Consider the following 22,043-nt stretch of genomic DNA (forward strand, 5'->3'; position numbering starts at 1 on the left):
GTTTAACCGTGGGTGCGGCACCGTCACAAGGGTGTTTCGGGCCGCATCACAACAAGGGAGGAATCACCATGATAAGAGGTCTCGCTGCCTTTTTCAGCAAAATCGTCCGTCGCTGGCTGCCGGATGCGTTTCTGTTTGCCGCCATCCTGACGTTTCTCGTTTTTATCTTCGGTATGATCTTTCAGGGCCAGTCCCCTGTCTCCATGGTCAAGTACTGGGGGGAGGGGTTCTGGAAACTCCTCGCCTTTGCCATGCAGATGGTGCTGGTGCTGGTCACCGGCCACACCCTGGCACGGACTCAGCTGGTGGAGTCGTTTTTAAAGGCCATCGCAGGGGTTGCCAAAACACCGTCCCAGGCCATCACGGTGACCACCTTCGTGGCCCTGGTGGCCTGCTGGGTCAACTGGGGGTTTGGTTTGATCGTGGGCGCACTCCTGGCCCGTGAGATGGTCAAAAAGGTCAAGGGGGTCCATTACGGCCTTCTCGTGGCCTCGGCCTATACCGGTTTCATTGTCTGGCACGCCGGGCTCTCCGGGTCCATTCCCCTGAAGGTGGCCGATGCCAAGGGCTTCATGGCTCAGATCACCGGGGGCATGCAGATCCCCGTATCCGAGACGATTTTTTCCTGGCAGAGCCTTCTGATCTGCGTGATCCTCCTTGCCTCCCTTCCCATCATCAACCGAATGATGATGCCCAAGGCCGAGGATGTGGTGGAGGTCGATCCCGCCCTTTTTGCCGATGAGCACGAAGAGGAGCCCCTGAAGCCCCGGTCCGAGATGACACCTGCCGAACGGCTGGAGAACTCCATGGTGATCTCCATGCTCCTGGGCGCCATGGGTTTCGGATACATCATCTACTACTTTGCCACCGGCGGCAAGCTGGGGCTCAACAGCGTGAACCTCATCTTTCTCTTTGCCGGTATTATCCTTCACAAGACCCCGGCCAAGTATCTTCGCGTGATGAACGACGCCATCAAGAATACCGGCGGCATCGTGCTGCAGTTCCCCCTGTACGCAGGCATCATGGGGATGATGGTCCATTCGGGCCTGGCCGCCTCCATCTCCCAGTGGTTTGTGGAGGTCTCCACGGTCACCACCTTCCCCTTTTTCACCTACCTTTCCGCAGGCATCGTCAACTTCTTCGTGCCCTCCGGCGGCGGTCAGTGGGCCGTCCAGGGCCCCATTGTGATGCCAGCTGCACAAGAGCTGGGGGTTCCCCTGGGGAAAGCGGCCATGGCCATTGCCTGGGGTGATGCCTGGACCAACATGATTCAGCCTTTCTGGGCCCTGCCCCTCCTGGGGATCGCCGGGCTCACCATCCGGGACATCATGGGCTACTGCACCGTGGCCCTGCTCTGGGGAGGTCTTGTCACCTCGGTGGTGCTGATGTTCCTTTAACAACGCTTACGCTTCAAGACTTTGAGGACATATCTAACGGCCTTTGGAGGCATAACGATGAACAAGGTAAAGACGCTGGACCAGGCGGTCCGGAGCATAAAAAACGATGATGTAATTATGGTCGGCGGGTTTATGACCGTCGGCACCCCTGAGCTGCTCGTGGACGCGGTGGTGGCCAAAAACCTGACCGGCCTGACCATCGTCTGCAATGACGCCGGCGTCCCCGGGAAAGGGGCGGGCAAGTTCGTGCGCCAGGGGTCGGTGAAAACCTTTTACGCCTCACACGTGGGGCTCAATCCCGAGTTCGGCAAGGCCATGACCGAAGGCCGCATTGAAGCCGTCCTCGTGCCCCAGGGAACCTTGGCTGAGCGAATCCGTGCAGCCGGAGTGGGCCTCGGCGGCATCCTGACCCCCACGGGGGTGGGCACCGAGGTTGAGAACGGAAAGGAGAAAATCGAGGTGGACGGGCGAGCCTATCTTCTGGAGCCCCCCATCAAAGGAGACGTGGCCCTGATCAAGGCCCACAGGGCGGACCGGGCCGGCAACGTGATATTCCGCAAGTCGGCCCAGAACTTCAACCCCCTGATGGCCATGGCCTGCGAGTACGTTGTTGTGGAAGCCGAGCATATCGAGGACACCGGGACCATGGATCCCGACCATGTCATGCTTCCGGGGATTTTTGTGGACGCCGTTGTACAGGCAGGGGAGGTGTAAAATGGCTGATAAACCGACAGGAAGGGAACTCATTGCCCGGCGCATTGCCCGGGAATTCAAGGATGGCGACATCGTGAACCTCGGCATCGGCATGCCCACCCTGGTGGCCAACTATATCCCAGACGGTGTGGAAGTGCTCCTGCAATCCGAAAACGGGTTCATCGGCATCGGCCCGGCACCGGCGGAAGGGGAGGCGGATCCGGATCTCATCAACGCCGGGAACCAGCCCGTCACCATTCTGCCCGGAGGCTGCTTTTTCGACAGCGCCACCTCCTTCGGCATCATCCGGGGCGGGCACATCGACGCCACGGTCCTGGGGACCCTTGAGGTGGATCAGGAGGGCAACATCGCCAACTACATCATTCCCGGAAAAATGGTGCCCGGCATGGGGGGCGCCATGGATCTGTGCACCGGGGCAAAAAAGGTGATCATTGCAACGGATCACACCAACCGAAAAGGAGAGTCAAAGATCCTCATGCGGTGCAACCTGCCGCTCACAGCCGTTAAGGAAGCCAACCTGATCGTCACGGAGCTGGCCGTCATGGAGGTTGTCGAAGGCGGCCTCCTGCTCAAAGAGACCGCTCCGGGGGTCAGCGTGGAAGAGGTGCTCGCAAAGACCGAGGCCGTGCTGATTGTCCTGGATACCGTGGGGTCCATGGCCTGAGGACTCCCAGTCTCCCACCGGTAGGTCTCTGAAATCGGGGGAGCCCCAGGAGCGGGCTCCCCCTCCCATCCTCTCTGCTTTTGTTCTTTCACCGCTGTTTTTTCATCCTGACTTTCTGTTGACATTTCGCTATGAACGGATCATTTTGCAATGGCACACCCTAGTTATGGTGTGCCGTTCCCGGTTTTGAAGGGGCTGTGCCCGCTTCGGAGACAGCCCTTGCCTGCCTTATTTCCGCCAACCCTTTGGAAAGGATGTCAAACATGATGAAGAAGCATGTGGTGATTATGGCTGCTGCGTGTGTGGTGGCCCTTTTTGTTGCCTGCTCCGGTGACGGGAAGAAGGAGGAGGACACCCGGATGTACGATGCGCAGCGAGATGCCCTTGAGCAGGCCCGGGAGGTGGAATCTGTGTTGCAGAAGGCAGAGGATGAAAGGCGCCGGGAAATCAAGGAGATGGAAAAAGACCACTGAAGGCAATCTTGTGGCAAGTGGTGCGGCCGTAAAAGAAACAGACCTTAAGGAGGGAATATGAAAACGTGGGTGAAATGGGTTGCTGGTGTGATGTTTTTGAGTCTGCCCTTAAGGGCGGTTGCAGGCGAAAAGGCGGTGACGGCATTTGTCAGTATTCCGCCCCAAAAGGTCTTTGTGGAGCGCATCGGCGGGGATCGGGTTGAGGTAAAAGTGCTGCTTACCCCCGGGGAGAGCCCTGCCATGTATCGTCCCAAACCATCCGTGATAGCCGGGCTTGGTGGCGCAGACCTTTTTTTCCGCATGGGGGTTCCCTATGAAACCCACCTCATGCCCAAGATCACGAGCATGTCCGGAAACCTTCAGGTGGTGGATACCCGAAAAGGGGTGCCCCTGCTGGCCATGGCCCGTGATCATCATCACCATGACGGGGATCACCACCACCACCATGAGCACCACGAGGCATCGGGGCACCACGACCGCCACGATGAGTACGAAGGCATGGATCCCCACATCTGGCTGGACCCGGGCAGGGTTCGGATCCAGGCCGTGACCATGCGGGACGCCCTCATCGCCCTGGACCCGTCCGGCCGATCGGTTTACGAGGCCGGGTGTGCTGCCCTGCTTCAGGACCTTGACGCTCTGGACGCTCAGATTGCCCGGGCGCTTGCCCCCATTAAAGGTGAGACCCTTTACGTGTTTCATCCGGCCTTCGGGTACTTTGCCGATGCCTACGGGCTGGTTCAAAAGGCCGTGGAGGTTGAAGGGAAGAGTCCCAAGGGCAAGGCCCTTTCACGGTACATTGCACAGGCAAGGGCAGATGGGGTTCGCGTGATTTTTGTTCAGCCCCAGTTTGATCGCCACACCGCGGAAAAGGTGGCGGCCGCCGTTGACGGGGCGGTGGTTCCCCTGGACCCCCTGGCGGAGGATTACTTTGGAAACCTCGGTAAAATTGCCGATGCCGTGTCCCGGGGGTTGAAAAAACAGGGCGAGTAAGCAAGGCCCTTGTCATGCTCCATGACAGGGGCGGGGGCATGGCAGGCCCATGAATTCACCGTGTTGCTGGGCAGGGATGCCTTTGTGGCCGGGATGGGGGATCCGCAGGGGCGGTGCTCATTTTGCTTGAGCATCGCCCTCTTTATTTATGCTCTCTTTGCCATGGGGCAGTTATTGTGGTAGGTCTTTCCTTGGTTTGGGTGGTTTTTGAACAGGGGAACGTTCAAACAGACACGTTGAGCGGCTGCCGGCTTTGTAATCCCGGTTTTATTTCTCAGACTCCTTATGGGCGGGACCGCTCGGGGCTCGGGGTGTGTACCCGGGCTACGGCAGGCAGGGCCTGGTCTGGAGGGAAAGGGTGCTGGAAAAATGGCTTGTAAAGGACGGTGGTTGCTGCTCAGGTGAGTTTCACCGGGCCACAGGAAGAGGGGAGGGGAAGGGTGCCATGCCGGCTCACCTCCTTCTTCAGGCCAAAGCGGGGGTTGCGAGCATCGGGCTGGAACCCGATGGGTCCATTTCTCAGTGGGAGGCTTCGGCCGAGGCATTGTTCGGTTATGACGCGTCTCGGATGATCGGCCGTGAGGTGACCTCCCTGGTTCCGTCTCCGGAGGAGGGGGATACTCTCAAGGGCTTTTTAAAGGCGTGTCTCCGGGGCGCATGCGTCTCCGACGTGTCCACGGCCTGCGTGACCCGGCAGGGGGATATGTGTTTCTGTCGCTGGTATGCGGTGCCCGCACTCCGGGAGTCCGGTGAAACCGGCCTGGCCGTCATGGTCAAGGACGTCACGGCCCAGACCCTGGCCGTCAATGAACTCAACCGGGCCAGAAGCCAGGCCAGGAGCCTCTTCAGCAGTTCTCCCATCGGTATCTTCCAGGCAGACATCAAAGGCCGCATTCTCGTGGTCAATCCCGAACTCTCCTGGATGCTCGGATATGAATCCCCCACCCATCTCACAGAAAGCCTTCAGAATGTCTCCTGTCTCTTTTCCGATCCGCTCCAGGCCGAGTCGTTTCTTTTTCAACTCTACGAAGGGGAGCAGCTCAACCGGTTTCGCTGTCAGCTGCGCAGGCGGGAAGGGGGGCTGACCTGGGCCTTGTGCTACGGTCAGGTCACCCGTAATGCCAAGGAACGCGTGAACGGATTTTACGGGTTCTGCATCAATATCTCCATGACCGTGCGTGTGGAGCAGGAGCTCAAGCGCGTCAACGAAGAGCTGCGCAGGGCGTCCATCATGGATGCCACCACCGGCATTGCCAACCGGGGGCACTTTGACGAATGCATTGTGACGGAGTGGAACCGCCATCTCCGTGAGCAATCGGAACTCTCCCTGATCCTCTGCGACATCGATCATTTCAAACGCTACAACGACACACACGGCCATCAGGCCGGTGACCATTGCCTGGCCCGGGTGGCCGAAGCCCTTGTCTCCTGTGCCCGCCGACCCGGAGATCTCGTGGCGCGTTACGGGGGAGAGGAGTTTGTGGTGATTCTGCCCAGTACCGACCTCAATGGGGCACGGCACCTGGCCGAGACCATGCGGTGCTGCATTGAGGGGCTGGCTGTGACGAATGAACGGGCCGACCTCGTAACCCACGTCACCCTGAGCCTGGGCGTGGCTGCCATGACTCCCCACGGTGGGGCCCGGGAGGCAGAGCTTGTGCACATGGCTGACGAAGCGCTATACAGGGCCAAAGAACTCGGTCGAAATCGCTGTGTGGTCTGGGGGGAAGCGGAGGTATAGGAATTGTTTCCCCGACGGGAAAGAGGCTCGGATGGCATCAAAATAAAAAAGGCACCCCGGTTCGGGGTGCCTTTTTTGCGTCCGTAATCCAAGAACAATCCCCTCAAAGGGGATTGGCTTAGCGGATAATCATGGTCTCAGGGTCGAGGACGGCGGACTCTTTGTCTGCCTTGGAGCCTTTGACAGCTTTGACGTAGATGGTGTTGTTCTCCGGAACGATCTGGAGCAGGGTGGAGAAGATATCGTCCACGCCGCCGAGCTGAACGGGCAGGCCGTTTTCAGCAAGGGCTTCGTGGCGGTGGGTCTTGACGGTGAAGAGGGCAAAGTAACCCATGCGTGAGGCAAGGGCCTTGAGCTCTTCCATGTCTTCGCGACCCTTCTCTTCAAAGGGGTACCCGTCGATGATCATCATGTCGGGGTTGAACAGGTCCTGCTCGACGAGGTCGTTGATGCGTTCTTCCAGGCGGGCCATGGAGAAGCCATCCACATTCATGGTCAGGATCATGCGGTTGGGAAGGATCTCGTCGTAGGCTGACTGAGGCTCTTCCACACGATTCAAATCCGCCAGGTTGGCGAACATTTCGTTGTACCAGACGCTGACCTTGTTGACGGGTTCCTCCAGGCTGACGTGGAGAACTTTCTTGCCGCAAGCCATGGCGTGGAGCGCCATCTGAACAACCAGGGAGGTCTTGCCGAGACCGGCACGAGCCATAACGGCACCGAGCTCTCCTCCGTTGATCATGTCATCGCAATCGATGCCCAGTGCACCGAAGGGGTTCCTGAAGATCAATTCTTTTTTTGTCATAGTATCCTCTCTCGTCGCTGAGGTTCGAACTCAAAAATGACCCCATGGTGTCAACCCGGCAGTCTCCTCCAACCAAAAATTCGGATGTTCGGATATGCTGCCGGGTGATGTGTTCCATCAGGCTATTTGGCAGCTTTCTCTTCGTTCACTTTCTTTACGATCTCTTCCGACACGGAGGAGGGCACGGTCTTGTACGTGCTGAACTCCATGGTGTACTGGGCTTTGCCCTGGGTGGAAGAGCGCAGAACGGTTGAGAAACCGAACATCTCAGCGAGGGGAACCTGAGCTTCGATACGGCTCATGGTCCCTTCGTCCTGAGAACCAAGGATAATACCACGGCGCTGGTTAATCAAGCCCATACATGGGCCCTGGAACTCATTGGGGCTTTCGATCTCGACCTTCATGATGGGTTCCTGAATAACAGGCTTGGCTTTTTCATAGGCCTGTTTGAAGGCACCCTTGGCCGCAGCCTGGAAGGCCATCTCCGAGGAGTCCACCGCGTGGAAGCCGCCGTCCTCAAGGGTAACGGCAATACCGGTAACGGGGAACTCAAGCTTGGGCCCTTTGGCCATGCAGCTTTCGAAGCCCTTCTCACAAGAGGGGATGAACTGGGTGGGGATACGACCGCCCACAACCTTGCTCTCGAAGGAGAACTGCTCGTCTTCGAGGGGCTCGATGTAACCCATGACTTTACCGAACTGACCGGAACCACCGGTCTGCTTCTTGTGGGTGTAGTCGAACTCGGCGCGGCGCGTGATGGTCTCACGGTAGGCAACGCGGGGCTGACCGGTTTCCACTTCAGCGTTGTACTCACGCTTCATTCGCTCGACGTATACTTCGAGGTGAAGCTCGCCCATGCCCTCGATGATGGTCTCGTTGGTCTCATCATCGATGAAGGAGCGGAAGGTGGGGTCCTCTTTGGTGAAACGGTTGAGGGCCTTGCTCATGTTGATCTGAGCTTTGTTATCCTTGGGCGTGATGGACAGAGAGATGACGGGCTCGGGGACGAACATACTCATCATGGAGTAGTTGACCGCGGAGTCAACAAAGGTGTCGCCGGAGGCACAGTCCACGCCGAAGAGGGCGCCGATGTAACCAGCCGGGATCTCGTTGATGTCCTCCATGTCCGAGGCGTGCATGCGCACAAGACGACCGATCTTGATCTTACGGCCGTTCTTGGCGTTGTTCACGGTGTCGCCTTTTTTCAGGGAGCCCTGGTACACACGGATGTATGTCAGCTGCCCGTACTGCCCGTCTTCAAGTTTGAAGGCCAGGGCCACGGTGGGCTTTTCGGAATCCCCTTCGAGAACCACGGGAGCCTCTTCGTTGTCGAGGTCCAGGGCTTCGTTGGTGATGTCGTCGGGGGTAGGCAGGTAACGGGTTACCGCGTCCAGAAGGGGCTGAATCGCTTTGTTCTTGTAGGCGGAGCCCATGAAAACGGGGGTGATCTGGCGCTCGATGGTGCCGATGCGGACCGCGTCAACGATCATCTCGTCGGTGATCTCAGCCTCTTCGAGGATGGCGTCGGTGAGGGCCTCGGAGAAGAGGGAGGCCTGGTCGATGAGCTCTTCACGCTTGGCCTGTGCCTCGTCGAGGAGCTCAGCGGGGATCTCTTCCACGCGGATGTTTTCACCGTTGTCGCCGTCGAAGTAGTAGGCTTTCATGGCGATGAGGTCCACCACGCCCTGGAGGTTGTCCTCAAGGCCGATGGGAATCTGCATGGCAACAGCGTTGTGACCGAGCTTTTCGTTGAGCTGCTCGATAACGCGGAAGGGGTTGGCGCCGCTTCGGTCGCACTTGTTGACGAAGGCGATACAGGGAACCTTGTAGCGCTTCATCTGGGCATCAACGGTGATGGACTGTGACTGGACACCGGCCACAGAGCAGAGAACCAGGATGGCACCGTCAAGAACACGCAGGGAGCGCTCTACTTCGATGGTGAAGTCGACGTGGCCGGGGGTGTCGATGATGTTGACCTCGTGGCCCTTCCATTCACAGTAGGTGGCAGCCGAGGCAATGGTAATGCCCCTCTCCTTTTCGAGTTCCATGGAGTCCATGGTGGCGCCGACGCCGTCTTTGCCCTTTACGTCATGGATGGCATGAATCCTGTCGGTGTAAAAGAGAATGCGCTCGGTCAGGGTGGTCTTCCCGGAGTCGATGTGGGCGCTGATGCCTATGTTTCTAACTTTCTGCAAGTCGGTCTTCATTGTCACGTATCCTTCTTGAAAAAACGATCGAGGCAGCACATGACAACCCAAAAGGGAATGAAGACGTATCATTCCCTGTCCGGTGGGTGTAAGTCACACGTTACCCCGGTTTAACGAGCCTTTCCAGATTTTGCTCATGGTGGTTTGTTTGCTTAGACCAGACAAAAGGCCGGCGTCAGGAGCAATCAAGGGCACCGAATATATACAAAAGCATACGATTGTCAATCTTAAATTCTCATGAGGGAACCTTTTTTTCTCCGAAAACGGGTGCTGCAGGGGGAAAAGTGGACGCAAAAGGGAACGGAGAAGGCGCTGAAAACGAGAGATTTGGAGGTTTCCGGTGCAGGGATTCGAGGGGGTGAGAAGGTGCTTTGGAAAATCATGGTAAGAGGCCCCAAGTCTTGGAATCTTCAATAGTTATACTGGAATGGTACCTCCGGGTCAATGGGGTAAAACAGGGGTGGTTCGGAAAGCCCGACCCGGCAGCCGCCCATGGGAAGGGCGCCGGTGTCGGAAAAATCATGGGCCTGCGTGGGTGCTGAGCCGTGAAAACAGGCTCTGGACGACCTGCAGGTGCTCCCGGGAGTCGTTGCGGAACCCTTCGTCCACAGCCTCGTCGGTTTTCCTTGCGCGGGCGGGGCGGATGATGCTAAAAGAATCTCACAATCAGTTGTAACTTTGCTGGGGGTGCCCTTAACCGGGCTGAGACGGAGATATTCCAACCCTTTGAACCTGACGCAGTTTGTACTGCCGTAGGGAAGCCACATACACGATTTTTGTCGCGGCGCTTCAAAGCCCCCCGACACCTCACGTATCAGGCTGCCTGCGGGCGGCCTTTTTTTTTGGCCGCTCGCGGTCCGGTACCTGGCCCAGGCTCACAGGCCTCGGTGCCGCTCCGGAATCATCGGTCCTGCGCCTTGGAAACCCTTTCCTTGGTATCTCCCCTTCATACAAGAATACCTGTCCTCCAGCTTATGGCCCTGGTTCGGTGTGCCTGTGGCGCGGTTTTTGTCTGCGTTTACGGTCCATGCGCGTTTTCGGGGTTTCCAGGAGGTGTGTCTATGATGGTTAACGGCAGCGAAGAGAGCCTGTCCCAAGGTGACATGACCTTGGAGCGGTTCCTGGAGCACAAAGGGCTTCACCCCGGCAGTGTCGTGGTGGAGCGAAACGGTGAGGTGGTGGAGCGGTCCCGGTTCGGGGCGGTGACACTGAGCGAAACCGATAAACTTGAGATCCTGCGATTTGTGGGAGGGGGGTGCTGATGGACGATTGTTTTCAAATTGGGGGAAGAGAGTTTTCAAGCCGGCTTTTCATCGGAACCGGGAAATACCCGGCCGACGGCCTGATCCCCGACGTGTGCGAGGCTTCCGGCGCCCAGGTGATCACCGTGGCCCTGCGCCGTGTGGACTTTGCCTCGGAGACCGACAATGTGATGAAGCACATTCCCGAGAACATGGTGCTCCTTCCCAACACCTCCGGCGCACGAAACGCTGAAGAAGCGGTGCGCATCGCCCGCCTTGCCCGGGCCGCCGGGTGCGGGGACTGGATCAAGATCGAGGTGATCAGCGACCAGCGCTACCTTCTCCCGGACAACCTGGAAACCACAAAGGCCACGGAGATCCTTGCAGCAGAGGGGTTCCATGTTTTTCCGTACATGAACCCGGATCTCATGGATGCCCGGCGCATGGTGGATGCAGGGGCCGCCGCGGTCATGCCCCTGGGCGCTCCCATCGGCACCAACCGGGGGATCCGGACCCGTGAGATGATACGTATTCTTATCGATGAGATCTCCCTTCCCATTATTGATGGGCATCGGAAAGCCTTCCCAGGCGTGCGAAGCCATGGAGATGGAGCTGCCGCTGTTCGTCAACACGGCCATTGCCTCTTCCAGTGATCCTGTGTCCATGGGGCGTGCCTTTGGCCGGGCCGTTGACGCCGGACGTGCCGCCTACCTTGCAGGCCTTGGTTCGACACGCAAAGAGGCATCGGCCTCCTCACCCCTTACCGGGTTCCTCGGGCAGGGGAGGGCGTGATGGGTTTTTTCGATGTTTGGAAAACACTGGACCCGGACGAGACCCTTGCCCGCATCAACGGAGCCACGGAGCGTGACGTGCAAGCCGCCCTGGACGCACACAAATGTTCGGTAGATCATTTAATGGCCCTTTTGTCTCCGGCGGCAGTGCCTTTCCTTGAGGCAATGGCCCAAAAAGCCCACGAGTCGACCCTGCGCCATTTTGGCCGACAGATCCTGTTGTTTACTCCCATCTATATCTCCAATCACTGCATCAACCAGTGTGTTTACTGCGGGTTCAACGCCAAGAACAAGATCCACCGGCGCCAGCTGAGCCTGGAAGAGGTGGAGTTCGAGGCTGCGGCCATTGCCGAGACCGGGCTCAAGCATATCCTCCTGTTGACCGGCGAGGCACCCAACGTGGCGACCCCCGCCTACATCGAGGAGAGCCTGGCCATCATCTCCAAATACTTTACGTCGGTGGGGATTGAGATCTACCCCGTGGACGAGGATGGGTATGCCCGGTTTGTGAATGCCGGGGCCGACAGCCTCACCGTGTATCAGGAGACCTACAACGAAGATCTGTACAAGACCCTGCACCCGGCCGGACCCAAGCGGGATTTCAGGTTTCGACTGGAGGCCCTGGAGCGGGGAGCCCGGGCCAGGATGCGTGGGATCAATCTTGGCGGGCTTGGTGCTGGACCACTGGCAAACGCAGAGGGCTCCACCGCGCCCAACTGGATCAGCCTTCCAAGATGGCTTTGGGGCCTTTCCCTCCTTCCTGGCATGCACCCCCGCGCCCGGTGCTATAAACAGCCATCTGGACGCCGGTATGGTCTAGGCCATGACCGCCTTCCGTCTCTTTTTGCCCCGGGCCGGGATCACCCTGTCCACCCGGGAGAGCGCTGCGTTTCGGGACAACGTGCTTCCCCTGGGCATTACCCGCCTGTCGGCAGGTTCCTGCACATCCGTGGGCAGCCATACCGAAGAGGAGGGCTCCGGCCAGTTCGATATCAATGACGAACGGAGCGTGGTGGAGATGGATGCCAACTTAAGGGGGCGCGGGTACCAGCCCGTCTATCAGGACTGGAGGATGCACTGATGGACACCCTCGGAGGGGCCCTTGTGAGCCGCGTGGGGAAAGATCACATGGAGCGTGTCTCTTCGGCCTGCATCGGTATTGCAGGGGCCGGGGGCCTGGGGTCCAATTGTGCCATGCACCTGGTGCGCATGGGGTTCCGCCACCTCGTCATCGCCGATTTTGACCGGGTGGAGCCCTCTAACCTCAACCGGCAGTTCTTTTTTGCCCGCCAGGTGGGGGAGAGCAAGGTGGATGCCCTGAAAGAGAATCTGGTCGCCATCGAGCCGGAGGTAGAGGTTAAAACCCACTGCGTGCAGGTGACCGGCGAGAACATCGGGGGGCTTTTTGACGGCTGCGATGCCGTGGTGGAGGCCTTTGACCGGGTGGAAGCCAAGCAGCTCCTGGTGGAGCGATACCTGGCACGCGGGACCTTTCTCGTGGCCGCCTCCGGCATCGGCGGCTGGGGAGATGCCGATCGCATCGTGACCCGGAAGATCACCCCCACCTGTTATGTGGTGGGGGACGGGGTCACTGAAGCGGATGATGCAGCCCCTCCCATGTCTGCGGTGGTCTCCATTGCGGCGGCCAAACAGGCGGATTTGGTATTTGGTTGGGTGGTGAATGGTGGGAAGGATAAAGGCTGAAGGCCAAAGGCAAAGGGCTAAAGGAAAATCCCCTGGCCGCCGGGGGGCGTTTTTTACAGGAGAATAAGAAACCATGAGATCCATTGCAGGTGCCGATATTTACGGCATCACCGGGGAGGAGCACTCCCTGGGCCGGGACAACATCACGGTGGTGAAGGCGATGATCGACGCCGGTATTACCCTGATCCAGTACCGGGAAAAAGACAAATCCATGCTGGAGCGATACCGGCAGTGCGAGGTGGTGCGCAGGCTGACACAGGATGCGGGGGTCACCTTTATTGTCAACGACCATGTGGACCTGGCCCTGGCCGTGGAAGCCGACGGCCTCCACGTGGGACAGGACGACCTGCCCATTCCCGTGGTGCGAAAGCTTGCGGGGGAATCCATGATTATCGGGCTCTCCACCCACAGCCCTGCCCAGGCGGCGGCTGCTGTTGCGGCGGGGGCCGATTACATCGGTGTCGGCCCCATCTTCACCACCCAGACCAAAAAGGATGTCTGCGACGCCGTGGGGCTGACCTACCTCGATCATGTGGTGAAAAACGAAAAAATCCCCTTTGTGGCCATCGGGGGGATCAAGGAACACAACATTGCCGAGGTGAAAGCCCACGGCGCGGAAACCATTGCTCTGGTGACGGAGATCGTCGGAGCCGAAGATATTTCAAAGCGGGTCAAAGCCATCCGCAAAGCCATGGAGAGAAACTAAAATGAGCTACACAACCCAGATGAATGCGGCCCGAAAAGGGATCGTTACCGGCGCCATGGAGACCGTGGCCAAAAAAGAGAACATGCCCATCGAAACCCTCATGGAGCGCATGGCCAAGGGTACCATTGCTGTTCCGGTGAACAAAAATCACACCGTCATCGATCCCGAAGGCGTGGGGGAAGGACTCCGCACCAAGGTGAACGTCAACCTGGGGATCTCCAAGGACTGCTGCGATCTGGAGGTGGAGATGGCCAAGGTCCGGGCCGCCGTTGCCATGAAGGCCGAGGCCATTATGGACCTCAGCTGCTTCGGCAAGACCCGTGAGTTCCGCACCCGCGTTATCTCCGAATGCCCCGCCATGGTCGGTACGGTGCCCATGTACGACGCCGTGGGTTTCTACGACAAGAACATCAAGGACATCACCGTGGACGAGTTCTTCAAGGTGGTTGAGCGCCACGCCGAGGACGGGGTGGATTTTGCCACCATCCACGCCGGGCTCAACCGGGCCACCGCCGAGAAGATCAAGCGCAACGACCGCCTCACCGGTGTTGTCTCCCGTGGCGGTTCCCTTCTCTACACCTGGATGATGCTCAATGACGCCGAAAACCCCTTTTACGAGCACTACGACCGGCTCCTGGAGATCTGCACCAAGTACGACCTCACCCTGAGCCTCGGCGACGGCTGCCGCCCGGGGAGCATCAACGACTCCACGGACGCGGCCCAGGTGGAGGAACTCATCACCCTGGGTGAGCTCACCAAGCGCGCCTGGGAGCAGGATGTGCAGGTGATGATCGAAGGGCCGGGCCACATGGCCATGGATGAGATCACCGGCAACATGATGATGGAAAAACGCCTCTGCCACGGCGCGCCCTTTTACGTCCTCGGGCCCCTGGTCACCGATGTGGCTCCCGGCTACGACCACATCACCAGCGCCATCGGCGGGGCCATTGCAGCGGCCAACGGCGCGGATTTTCTCTGCTACGTCACCCCGGCCGAGCACCTGCGCCTCCCCGACCTGGAGGACATGAAAGAGGGAGTTATCGCCACGCGTATCGCGGCCCACGCCGCCGACATCGCCAAGAAGATCCCCGGTGCCCGGAACTGGGACAACGCCATGAGCAAGGCCCGCGCCGACCTGGACTGGGAAAAGATGTTTTCCCTGGCCATGGACCCCGTGAAGGCGAGAAGCTACCGCAACAGCTCCAAGCCCGAGTTTGAGGACAGCTGCACCATGTGCGGCAAGATGTGCGCAGTGCGTAACATGAAGCGGGTTCATGAGGGCAAGGACATTCAGTTGAATGACTAAAAAGCAGGTGCAAAGCAGGTCATAGGTAAAGCAGGTTATAGGCGATAGTAAATCGGTGACCGGATTGGGGCGCGTTTTCTCCATGTGGGCCTGATCATGTTGCTGTCTTGTTTTGGCCATGTCTGACGTGCTTGGCCTGCGGTCCTTAATTAATGAAATATAAAAAAGTGCCGCTCGTTTTCATTAAAAGATGAAGATGGGCGGCATTTTTTTTTAGATATTTTTGATTGCGGAGGGCCTGCCATGAAAGGGGCGGTTTGCCCTTTCGGCGTGGGAGGGGAGGGGGCGCCAGTCATGGCGATCCTGGTGAGTGGTATGCTTTTATATGGCTGATATCATGAGTGTTTAAGGCTTGTGGGGCTTGGTTTGGCGGGTGGGTTGCACCAGGGGCGTATGGGAGGCTTAGGATCCTTGAAGGGGAACGCTTCTTCGGGGCGAAACAGCCGGGAGGGCCTGTGGGCGGTGGGATAGAGCCTGCTGGTGACTTGACAGCCCGGAATGGCCCCGGCTAAGAAAGAAACCGCAATCCTTGAAAATGTGATGGGGCGGGCAGGCTCGTCAAAGCCGCCGGGCCCCTTTTTTTGTAACCGGATACGTTAAGGACACGTGTGATGATGACAGCGCTTAAAAAATGGACGATCGCGGTTGTGTGCCTTTTGATGCTCCCGGCTCTTTCCGAGGCGGGGTATAAAAAGGAATACAAATTAAGCTGTGTGGTGGGACCCAAGATGCCCTGGGGCGAAGGGGCGACCCTGTTTGCCGATCTGGTGCGGGAGCGCACCGAGGGCCGGGTCAACATCAAGGTCTACACGGCAGGTTCTCTCATGGCGGGCAAGCAGACCAACGAGTTCCTCCTGCTCAAGCGCGGCGTGGCCGATTTTGCCTTTGCCTCCCCCATCAACTGGTCGTCTACCCTGAAGCCTTTGAACCTGTTTAACCTTCCCTTCTTTTTCGAAGATTACGAGGCCCTGGACAAGGTGACCTCAGGGGAGGCGGGAAAAGCCATTGAAGCCCTGATCGCCAAAAAAGGGGTTAAGGTCCTGGGCTGGGGAGAGAACGGGTACCGCGAGATCACCAACTCCAAGCGGGCCATCCGGACCCCGGAAGACTTAAAGGGCTTGAAAGTCCGTGTGGTGGGTACCCCCATCTTCATCGACATCATGAAGTCCATGGGTGCCAACCCCGTGAACATGAACTGGGGCGAGGCCAAGATCGCTTTTCAGCAGGGGGTTGTGGACGCTCAGGAGAACCCCGCCGTGGGCATCGAGATTCCTTTGAAGATCTGGCAGTTCCATAATCACGTGTCTTTTTGGGGGTATGTCATCGATCCCCTCATGTTCACCGTGAACCAGAAGACCTGGAAAAAATTCTCGGAAAAAGACCGTGAGATCATCCGTCAGGCGGCGGTGGACGCCGGTCGCATGCAGAAGGGTGTCGTAAGAAAGGGCCTGGTGGCCCCGGACCTTTCCGCCCACGAGCTGATGCGGGAAAACGGCATGGAAGTGACGGTGCTCACCCCCGAAGAGAAGAAGGCCTTTCGTGTGCTCACCGAGCCCGTGTACAAAAAGTGGGTCCCCCGCATCGGTGAAGAGCTGGTGGAGAAGGCCAAAGCGGACATGGGGAATTAAGCCTTGAACACCCTGAAATATTGTGTGCGCAATTTTGAAGAAGTTTTGGGAGCCCTGCTTCTGGGCTCCATGTTTGTCCTGGGGCTGGCCAACGTCGTCACCCGCTACTTTTTCGAGTTTTCCCTGGCCTTCACCGAGGAGCTGGAGGTGGCCGGCCTGGTCTGGCTCACCATGCTCGGCACCAGCGCGGCTTTCAAGAAGAGCCATCACCTGAACCTCCAGTATTACGAAAAAAAGCTCTCCCCACGGGCGGCCACCCTGGTCCGCATGGGCGGCCTTGTCCTGGCCATCGTGCTGTTTGCGACCCTTGCGGGCCTCAGTTGGTTTCACATTTACGATCTTATCGATCTTGAGATCACCACCGAGGCCCTGGAGCTTCCGGAGTGGATCTATGCCCTGGCCATTCCCGCGGGGTCCGCTCTTGTTATTGTCCGTATCGTTCAGGTGCTCATCGCCGAAAAGGCGAAACTCAAAGGAGTGTGACCATGGGATTGCTGCTGTTTTTTCTTTTCATGGTGCTGCTCCTTTCCGGCGTGCCCATTGCCGTTGCCATCGGGCTCTCTTCCGTGGTCGTCATCTGGTTGGCAGACTTGGGCATTGCCGTGGTCTCGCCCAACTTCTATTCGGGTATCGCCAAGTTTCAGCTCCTGGCCATCCCGCTCTTTATCTTTGCAGGGTTTTTGTTTGAACGCTGCGGCATTTCAGAGCGGCTGGTGCGCTTTGCCAACCTCCTTGTGGGGCGCAAAAAAGGGAGCCTGGCCATTGTGGCCGTGCTGGTGTGTGTCTTCTTCGGCGGTATCTCCGGCTCGGGTCCGGCCGATGCCGCTGCCATTGGCGCCATTTTGATTCCTGCCATGATCCGGGACGGGTACGACCGCGGCTTTGTGGCCGCCCTCATCGCCGGGGCAGGCTCCACCGCCATCATCGTGCCCGTGAGCATTGCGCTGATCATCTACGGCGCTCTCACCAACACCTCCATCACCACCCTGTTTGCCGCCGGCGCCATCCCCGGTGCCCTGGCCGGGCTTTGCCTGATCCTGCCCGCCTGGTGGATCTCCAAAAAAAGGGGATATGGCAGCAGGACGGCCATGGAGTCGGACATGGGCCTGTTTCAGGCCTTTCGGGAGGCGTTCTGGGGGCTCATGGCCCCGGGGATTATCCTGGGCGGGCTCTACGGCGGGGTGTTTACACCGACGGAGGCGGCCGTGGTGGCGGTCTTCTACGGTCTGATCCTGGGCTTTTTCCTCTACAGGACCCTCACCTTAAAGGCCCTGTACGAGATTTTGGTGGAGGCCTCCAACGCCTCGGCCGTGGTGATGCTCATCATCACTTTTGCCGGATTGTTTTCATGGACGGCAAGCACCCTGGGGGCCATGGACGCCATTTCGGCTTCGCTCCTGGCCATCAGCGACAATCCGTATGTGGTTCTTTTTGTTATCAACCTCATCTTGTTCTGTGCCGGGATGCTCATCGATGCCATCTCCATATTTTATATCTTTATCCCCATCTTCCTGCCCATCATGGCGCGGTTCGGGTGGGACCCCATCTGGTTCGGTATCATGATGACCTTTAATCTGGCCATCGGGCAGTTCACGCCCCCGGTTGCCGTGAACCTCTACGTGACCACCCACCTGGCTGAGATTCCCGTGGAGGAGACCTTCAAGGCCGTGATTCCATTCATTTTGGCCATGCTTGCCGGGCTCGTGATCCTGGCCCTTTTTCCAAGCATAACTCTGTTTCTTCCACGCCTTTTCGGTATGCTAAGGGCCTAAAAAAAGCAATGCCTCCAGCGGCAAGGTATGCCACCTTGACGGCTAACTCGCTGCGGCGGTCCCGGCCTGCGGGTGTTGTTGATGATATTGTCCCAAAAGTCCGTCGGCCCGTAGGGTGCATGTTCGGTTCATCCAGGGCTTTGATTTGGGGTCACAGAGTGCACCCTACAAATCGCTTCTTTGAAGAGCAAAAAATGGCTTGTGTGAAAATTTTCGCTTTGATAAACTTCCAAAATTAAAGCGTATAATGATTTTTTGCCTTTCCCTGTCCAATCCAAAAGACAATCATACCTTACAAGATGTTGATATCCGCTGTGCCGGGCGATTAAATCGCCATAGATAACCCGTGGTATCTTTGTTGCTCGTATTTTTGTCGTATTGGTGCGCGCGTTTGGAGCCGATGTCAAAAAAGCAGAGCATCTTGTCACTCCTCTTCACCTTATCCCTTTCGTTCACATATTCATGGACTCTGTTCAAGGCATCAGAGCTTTCAGAACGCGTTGTTTTATAAAAGCTCTGATAATGCAGTAGATGGGTTCTCTCGGTTCGTCAGAAGGGTGAAAAAATAGCGCCAAAATGGTGGCTTGTATTTTTGTGATGCCTTAACTTTTCTCGCTAACTCATTGTAACAACAGTTTATTGTTCTGGTATTTCGAATGTGCCCGCTAAACTCAAAGTGAAGGAGTGCGGTATGAAAAAGCGCGTGGTTACCATTGCAACAGCTTTATGCGTCATGATCTGGTCGGGTATGGGCCATGCCGAGTGGCGGCCCGGTGAGGCGCCTGAGCCTGTCGCTCCCGGGGAATTCGCACAACAGGCCGACCTGGAAGTGGACCGGGAGATGCGATCGTTGGAGTGGCGGTGTGTGGGGCCCTTTGTGGGCGTTCGCGGTTGCGGCGTGGCCGTGCACCCCACGGACAAGAACCGGTTCTATCATGCTCACTCATCGGGCGGGGTGTGGATGTCCGATGACAATGGCACCTATTGGTATCCCATTACCGACGGCCAGATCAACGTGGGGCCGGTGGGGGCCATTGCCCTGGCACCCAGCAACCCGGACATCATCTACATCGGAACGGGTGAGCCGCAGCTTCGCGACTGCTCCACCTGGGGTGACGGGGCCTACAAGTCCACGGACGGGGGCAAGACCTGGGCACACATCGGGTTGGCCAAGACAAAACGCATTTCACGGGTGCGCGTGCACCCAACCAATCCGGACCTGGTCTACATGGCCGCCATCGGCAGCCCCTTCGGGCCGAGCCAGCATCGCGGCGTGTACCGCAGCAAGGATGGAGGTAAATCCTGGGAACGGGTTTTCTTCAAGCATGAACAGGCCGGCGTCATCGACCTGGTGCTGTGCGAGCACGATCCGAATATTTTGTATGCCGCAACCTTTGAGGTGTTCCGGCGGACCTGGGGCTTGAAAGCCGGAGGCCCCAATACCGGCATTTTCAAGTCAACGGACGGCGGGGAAACCTGGGCCGAGATCACCCGTAACCCGGGCATGGCCACCGACGACTTAGGCCGCATCGGCCTTGCCCACTCCAGGAAAAACCCCGAGCGCATCAGTGCCCTTGTGGACTCCAAGGAGCAGCCGGGGCTCTATCAGTCCGAGGACGGCGGCGAGACGTGGGCCTTTGTCTCGGATAACGTCAACATCATTCAGCGGCCTTTCTACTACATGCACCTCCACGCCAGCCCCCACAACGGGGACGAGCTGTGGGTGCTTTCCAACAAGATGTGGCAGTCCCTGGACGGGGGAAAATCCTGGACCCAGCGTTCCGGGACCAAGGATGATTTCCACGACATGGCCTTTGATCCGGAAGACCCCGATCGCATGATCGTTACCCACGACGGCGGTGCCATGGTGACGAGAAACGGCGGAATTACCTGGTCCGGGCCCTATACCCAGCCCAATCAGCAGGTCTATCGCCTCGATGTGGACAATGAATTTCCGTATAACCTGTATGGAAACTGCCAGGACCTTATCGGATACAAGGTCCCCTCCGCGTCCATTTACGGCGGTATTTCGCAAGCTGATGTGACGGTCATCGGCAGCGGGGAGTCCGGTGCTTCGGTACCGGACCCCAATGACCCCGATACCATTTATCACCTGGCGCAGAGCACCTTTGCCGCCGGTGGATGCCCGATCCAGCGGGTCAGCCTGAAGACGGGGCAGTGGGAGCAGGTCAATGTCTGGCCGGTGATCACCTTCGGAAGAGGGCAAAGCGAGGCAAAGTACCGTTTTAACTGGCATGCCCCTGTCCTTTTTGACCCCTTCAGGCCGAAGGTGCTGTACACCGCCGCCGAGGTGGTGTTCCGCAGCAAAGACCGGGGACAGACCTGGGAGGTTGTCAGCCCGGTGTTGACCCGGGATGACCCGAAAAAGCAGCAGCCGGGAGGCTCTCCTTCATCCCTGGAGACGTCCGGCCAGGAAGCCTACAACACCATCCACCGCATGGCCGCCTCCAGGATCAAAAAGGGGGTGTTCTGGACGGGCAGTGATGACGGCCTGATCCATGTGACCAGAAACAATTGCCGGAAATGGACCAACGTCACCCCGCCCGGCCTTCCCGAAGACTCGGATGTCTACGAGATCGAGGCCTCGCCCCATGACGCGGGGACGGCGTATGTGGCCATCAGCCGGTACCGCACCGCCAATGACTTTTTGCCCTATCTCTTCAAGACATCTGATTACGGAGAGACATGGACGAATTTGAGTGAGAATTTTCCTCAGACGGAGATCACGCGGACCATCCGGGAAGATACGGTGCGCAAAGGGTTGCTCTTCGTGGGAACCGAAACGGGGGTGTTTGCCTCCCTGGATGACGGGGTCACCTGGAAACGGTTGAACCTCAACCTGCCGGCGGTACCGGTGCACGACATCAAAATCAAGGATGAGGACCTGTGCATCGCCACCTTTGGGCGCAGTTTCTGGATTTTGGATGACATCAGCCCCTTGCGGCAGACCTCAGACGAAATCCAGGCCAAGACGGCTCATCTGTTCAAACCGCGAACCCATACGCGCCTGGGCATCAACTGGTGGGCTCTCTACGGTGGAGGCGTGGGAGGGGGCCAGAAGAACTACTTTGTCCAGAACGGGCGCATGGGGCACACCTTTATCGAACTCGGGGTGGTCAACGGAGAACGTAAACGCAGGTTTATTGATGCCGGAGGTGCCCGGCCCCGTGGTGCCATTATTTATTATCTGATCGGAGATGGGGCCCGGGATGTCAGCCTGAGTATTCTCGACAGCAAGGGCGAGCTGATCAAAACCTACGAGGGAGACATCCTGAGCCGGGAGACGGGCCTGAACCGGATGGTCTGGGACATGAATTACCCGGATGTGGTCTCTGTACCGGGCAAGCCGCCTGCAGGGATTGTGGTGGAAGCCAGGCCCGGCACCTACACCGCCAGGTTGACGGTTGACGGCCAGTCCCAGGATCAGGCGTTTGAACTGCGCATGAACCCTAACGAGACGTGGAGTCAGAAAGATGCGGATGCCCGTTTTGAATTGTGGTGGCGCATCCGGGACATTTTCGAGAGAACCAATAAGACCATTATCTCCGCCATGGAACTGTCCGAGGACGCCGGAGAGGATTCAGCCATTGCAAAAGAGTCCTCGGTGTTTATCGGAAAGCTGGTCCCCATGGGGGCCAACCTGTCCCAGATCGCCAATGAGCCGTCCAAGCTGCTGTCCAAGCTTCAAACGGTCCACTGGGTGTTGTTCCAGAGCGAAGGCCGCCCGCCCCAGTCTGCCTACGATGTGGTGGATATGCTGGAAAAAGAGATCGATACCGAACTCGCTGCATGGGCTGATTTTTTGCAAAGCGAGGGAACGACGGTGGCACATGCTCAATAGCTGAACAGCAGGTGATGGGGCGATGCGGACGCTTCGGTG

The 22,043-nt window shown here is 58.2% G+C and carries 19 protein-coding genes, 1 pseudogene and 1 riboswitch; of the genes and pseudogenes, 18 read left to right on the forward strand and 2 right to left on the reverse strand.

The features are described 5' to 3' along the window. The first annotated feature begins 68 nt into the window (after positions 1-68). The 6 genes from ACOYW2_RS09285 to ACOYW2_RS09310 all read left to right on the forward strand — a co-directional run bounded on the left by ACOYW2_RS09285 (position 69) and on the right by ACOYW2_RS09310 (position 5,982). Positions 69-1,397, forward strand: coding sequence for a short-chain fatty acid transporter (locus tag ACOYW2_RS09285; protein ID WP_482416536.1), 1,329 nt, complete (start codon positions 69-71; stop codon positions 1,395-1,397). Between the two features lie 57 nt (positions 1,398-1,454). Next, positions 1,455-2,111: a CoA transferase subunit A gene (locus ACOYW2_RS09290; RefSeq protein ID WP_482770210.1), complete on the forward strand. Its 657-nt coding sequence runs from the start codon at positions 1,455-1,457 to the stop codon at positions 2,109-2,111. Between the two features lies 1 nt (position 2,112). Continuing rightward, positions 2,113-2,775 carry a 3-oxoacid CoA-transferase subunit B gene (locus tag ACOYW2_RS09295; protein WP_482770211.1) on the forward strand — a complete coding sequence of 221 codons (663 nt, stop codon included), beginning with the start codon at positions 2,113-2,115 and terminating at the stop codon, positions 2,773-2,775. 263 nt (positions 2,776-3,038) lie between these two features. Next, the gene (locus ACOYW2_RS09300) at positions 3,039-3,248 is read left to right on the forward strand and encodes a hypothetical protein (RefSeq protein ID WP_482770212.1); all 210 of its coding nucleotides are present in this window, start codon (positions 3,039-3,041) and stop codon (positions 3,246-3,248) included. A gap of 57 nt (positions 3,249-3,305) precedes the next feature. Beyond that, positions 3,306-4,241: a metal ABC transporter solute-binding protein, Zn/Mn family gene (locus ACOYW2_RS09305; protein WP_482770213.1), complete on the forward strand. Its 936-nt coding sequence runs from the start codon at positions 3,306-3,308 to the stop codon at positions 4,239-4,241. A 445-nt stretch (positions 4,242-4,686) separates the two neighbouring features. Continuing rightward, a complete protein-coding gene (locus ACOYW2_RS09310) occupies positions 4,687-5,982 on the forward strand; it encodes a GGDEF domain-containing protein (protein WP_482770214.1) in 1,296 nt (431 codons plus the stop codon). A gap of 118 nt (positions 5,983-6,100) precedes the next feature. Here ACOYW2_RS09310 and ACOYW2_RS09315 read toward each other — a convergent pair whose 3' ends face one another. Then, positions 6,101-6,787 (reverse strand): AAA family ATPase, encoded by a 687-nt coding sequence (locus ACOYW2_RS09315; RefSeq protein WP_180141340.1) that lies wholly within the window; start codon positions 6,785-6,787, stop codon positions 6,101-6,103. 122 nt (positions 6,788-6,909) lie between these two features. Then, the gene (gene fusA, locus ACOYW2_RS09320) at positions 6,910-8,994 is read right to left on the reverse strand and encodes an elongation factor G (protein WP_482416531.1); all 2,085 of its coding nucleotides are present in this window, start codon (positions 8,992-8,994) and stop codon (positions 6,910-6,912) included. Between the two features lie 673 nt (positions 8,995-9,667). Then, a riboswitch (TPP riboswitch) is annotated at positions 9,668-9,770 on the forward strand. 285 nt (positions 9,771-10,055) lie between these two features. On the opposite strand from fusA, the gene thiS reads away from it, so the two are divergent. From thiS to ACOYW2_RS09380, 12 genes and pseudogenes are all read left to right on the forward strand, one after another. Continuing rightward, positions 10,056-10,256: a sulfur carrier protein ThiS gene (gene thiS / locus ACOYW2_RS09325; RefSeq protein ID WP_180141344.1), complete on the forward strand. Its 201-nt coding sequence runs from the start codon at positions 10,056-10,058 to the stop codon at positions 10,254-10,256. Further along, positions 10,256-10,888 (forward strand): thiazole synthase, encoded by a 633-nt coding sequence (locus tag ACOYW2_RS09330; protein WP_482770215.1) that lies wholly within the window; start codon positions 10,256-10,258, stop codon positions 10,886-10,888. The genes thiS and ACOYW2_RS09330 overlap by 1 nt, the downstream gene beginning before the upstream one ends. Then, positions 10,836-11,027 carry a hypothetical protein gene (locus ACOYW2_RS09335; RefSeq protein ID WP_482770216.1) on the forward strand — a complete coding sequence of 64 codons (192 nt, stop codon included), beginning with the start codon at positions 10,836-10,838 and terminating at the stop codon, positions 11,025-11,027. Before ACOYW2_RS09330 ends, ACOYW2_RS09335 begins: the two co-directional genes overlap by 53 nt. 164 nt (positions 11,028-11,191) lie before the next feature. After that, positions 11,192-11,665, forward strand: a pseudogene (locus ACOYW2_RS09340) (radical SAM protein); the annotation flags it as partial. A gap of 184 nt (positions 11,666-11,849) precedes the next feature. After that, complete coding sequence (locus ACOYW2_RS09345) at positions 11,850-12,107, forward strand: hypothetical protein (protein ID WP_482770217.1); 258 nt, start codon at positions 11,850-11,852, stop codon at positions 12,105-12,107. After that, entirely contained in the window at positions 12,107-12,730 is a 624-nt protein-coding gene (gene thiF, locus ACOYW2_RS09350; RefSeq protein ID WP_482770218.1) for a sulfur carrier protein ThiS adenylyltransferase ThiF, read from the forward strand. The genes ACOYW2_RS09345 and thiF overlap by 1 nt, the downstream gene beginning before the upstream one ends. Positions 12,731-12,803: 73 nt before the next feature. After that, positions 12,804-13,436, forward strand: coding sequence for a thiamine phosphate synthase (gene thiE / locus ACOYW2_RS09355; protein WP_482770219.1), 633 nt, complete (start codon positions 12,804-12,806; stop codon positions 13,434-13,436). 1 nt (position 13,437) lies between these two features. Continuing rightward, a complete protein-coding gene (gene thiC, locus ACOYW2_RS09360; RefSeq protein ID WP_482422676.1) occupies positions 13,438-14,742 on the forward strand; it encodes a phosphomethylpyrimidine synthase ThiC in 1,305 nt (434 codons plus the stop codon). A gap of 611 nt (positions 14,743-15,353) precedes the next feature. Beyond that, positions 15,354-16,370, forward strand: coding sequence for a TRAP transporter substrate-binding protein DctP (gene dctP, locus ACOYW2_RS09365; RefSeq protein WP_180141351.1), 1,017 nt, complete (start codon positions 15,354-15,356; stop codon positions 16,368-16,370). A gap of 3 nt (positions 16,371-16,373) precedes the next feature. Continuing rightward, entirely contained in the window at positions 16,374-16,853 is a 480-nt protein-coding gene (locus tag ACOYW2_RS09370; RefSeq protein WP_482422678.1) for a TRAP transporter small permease, read from the forward strand. A 2-nt stretch (positions 16,854-16,855) separates the two neighbouring features. Then, positions 16,856-18,142 (forward strand): TRAP transporter large permease, encoded by a 1,287-nt coding sequence (locus ACOYW2_RS09375; protein WP_482770220.1) that lies wholly within the window; start codon positions 16,856-16,858, stop codon positions 18,140-18,142. Positions 18,143-18,833: 691 nt separating this feature from the next. Beyond that, on the forward strand, positions 18,834-22,004 hold the full coding sequence (locus ACOYW2_RS09380; protein ID WP_482770221.1) for a WD40/YVTN/BNR-like repeat-containing protein: 3,171 nt from the start codon (positions 18,834-18,836) through the stop codon (positions 22,002-22,004). Positions 22,005-22,043: the final 39 nt, after the last annotated feature.

The organism is Desulfoluna sp. CLI2B, from assembly GCF_056847375.1.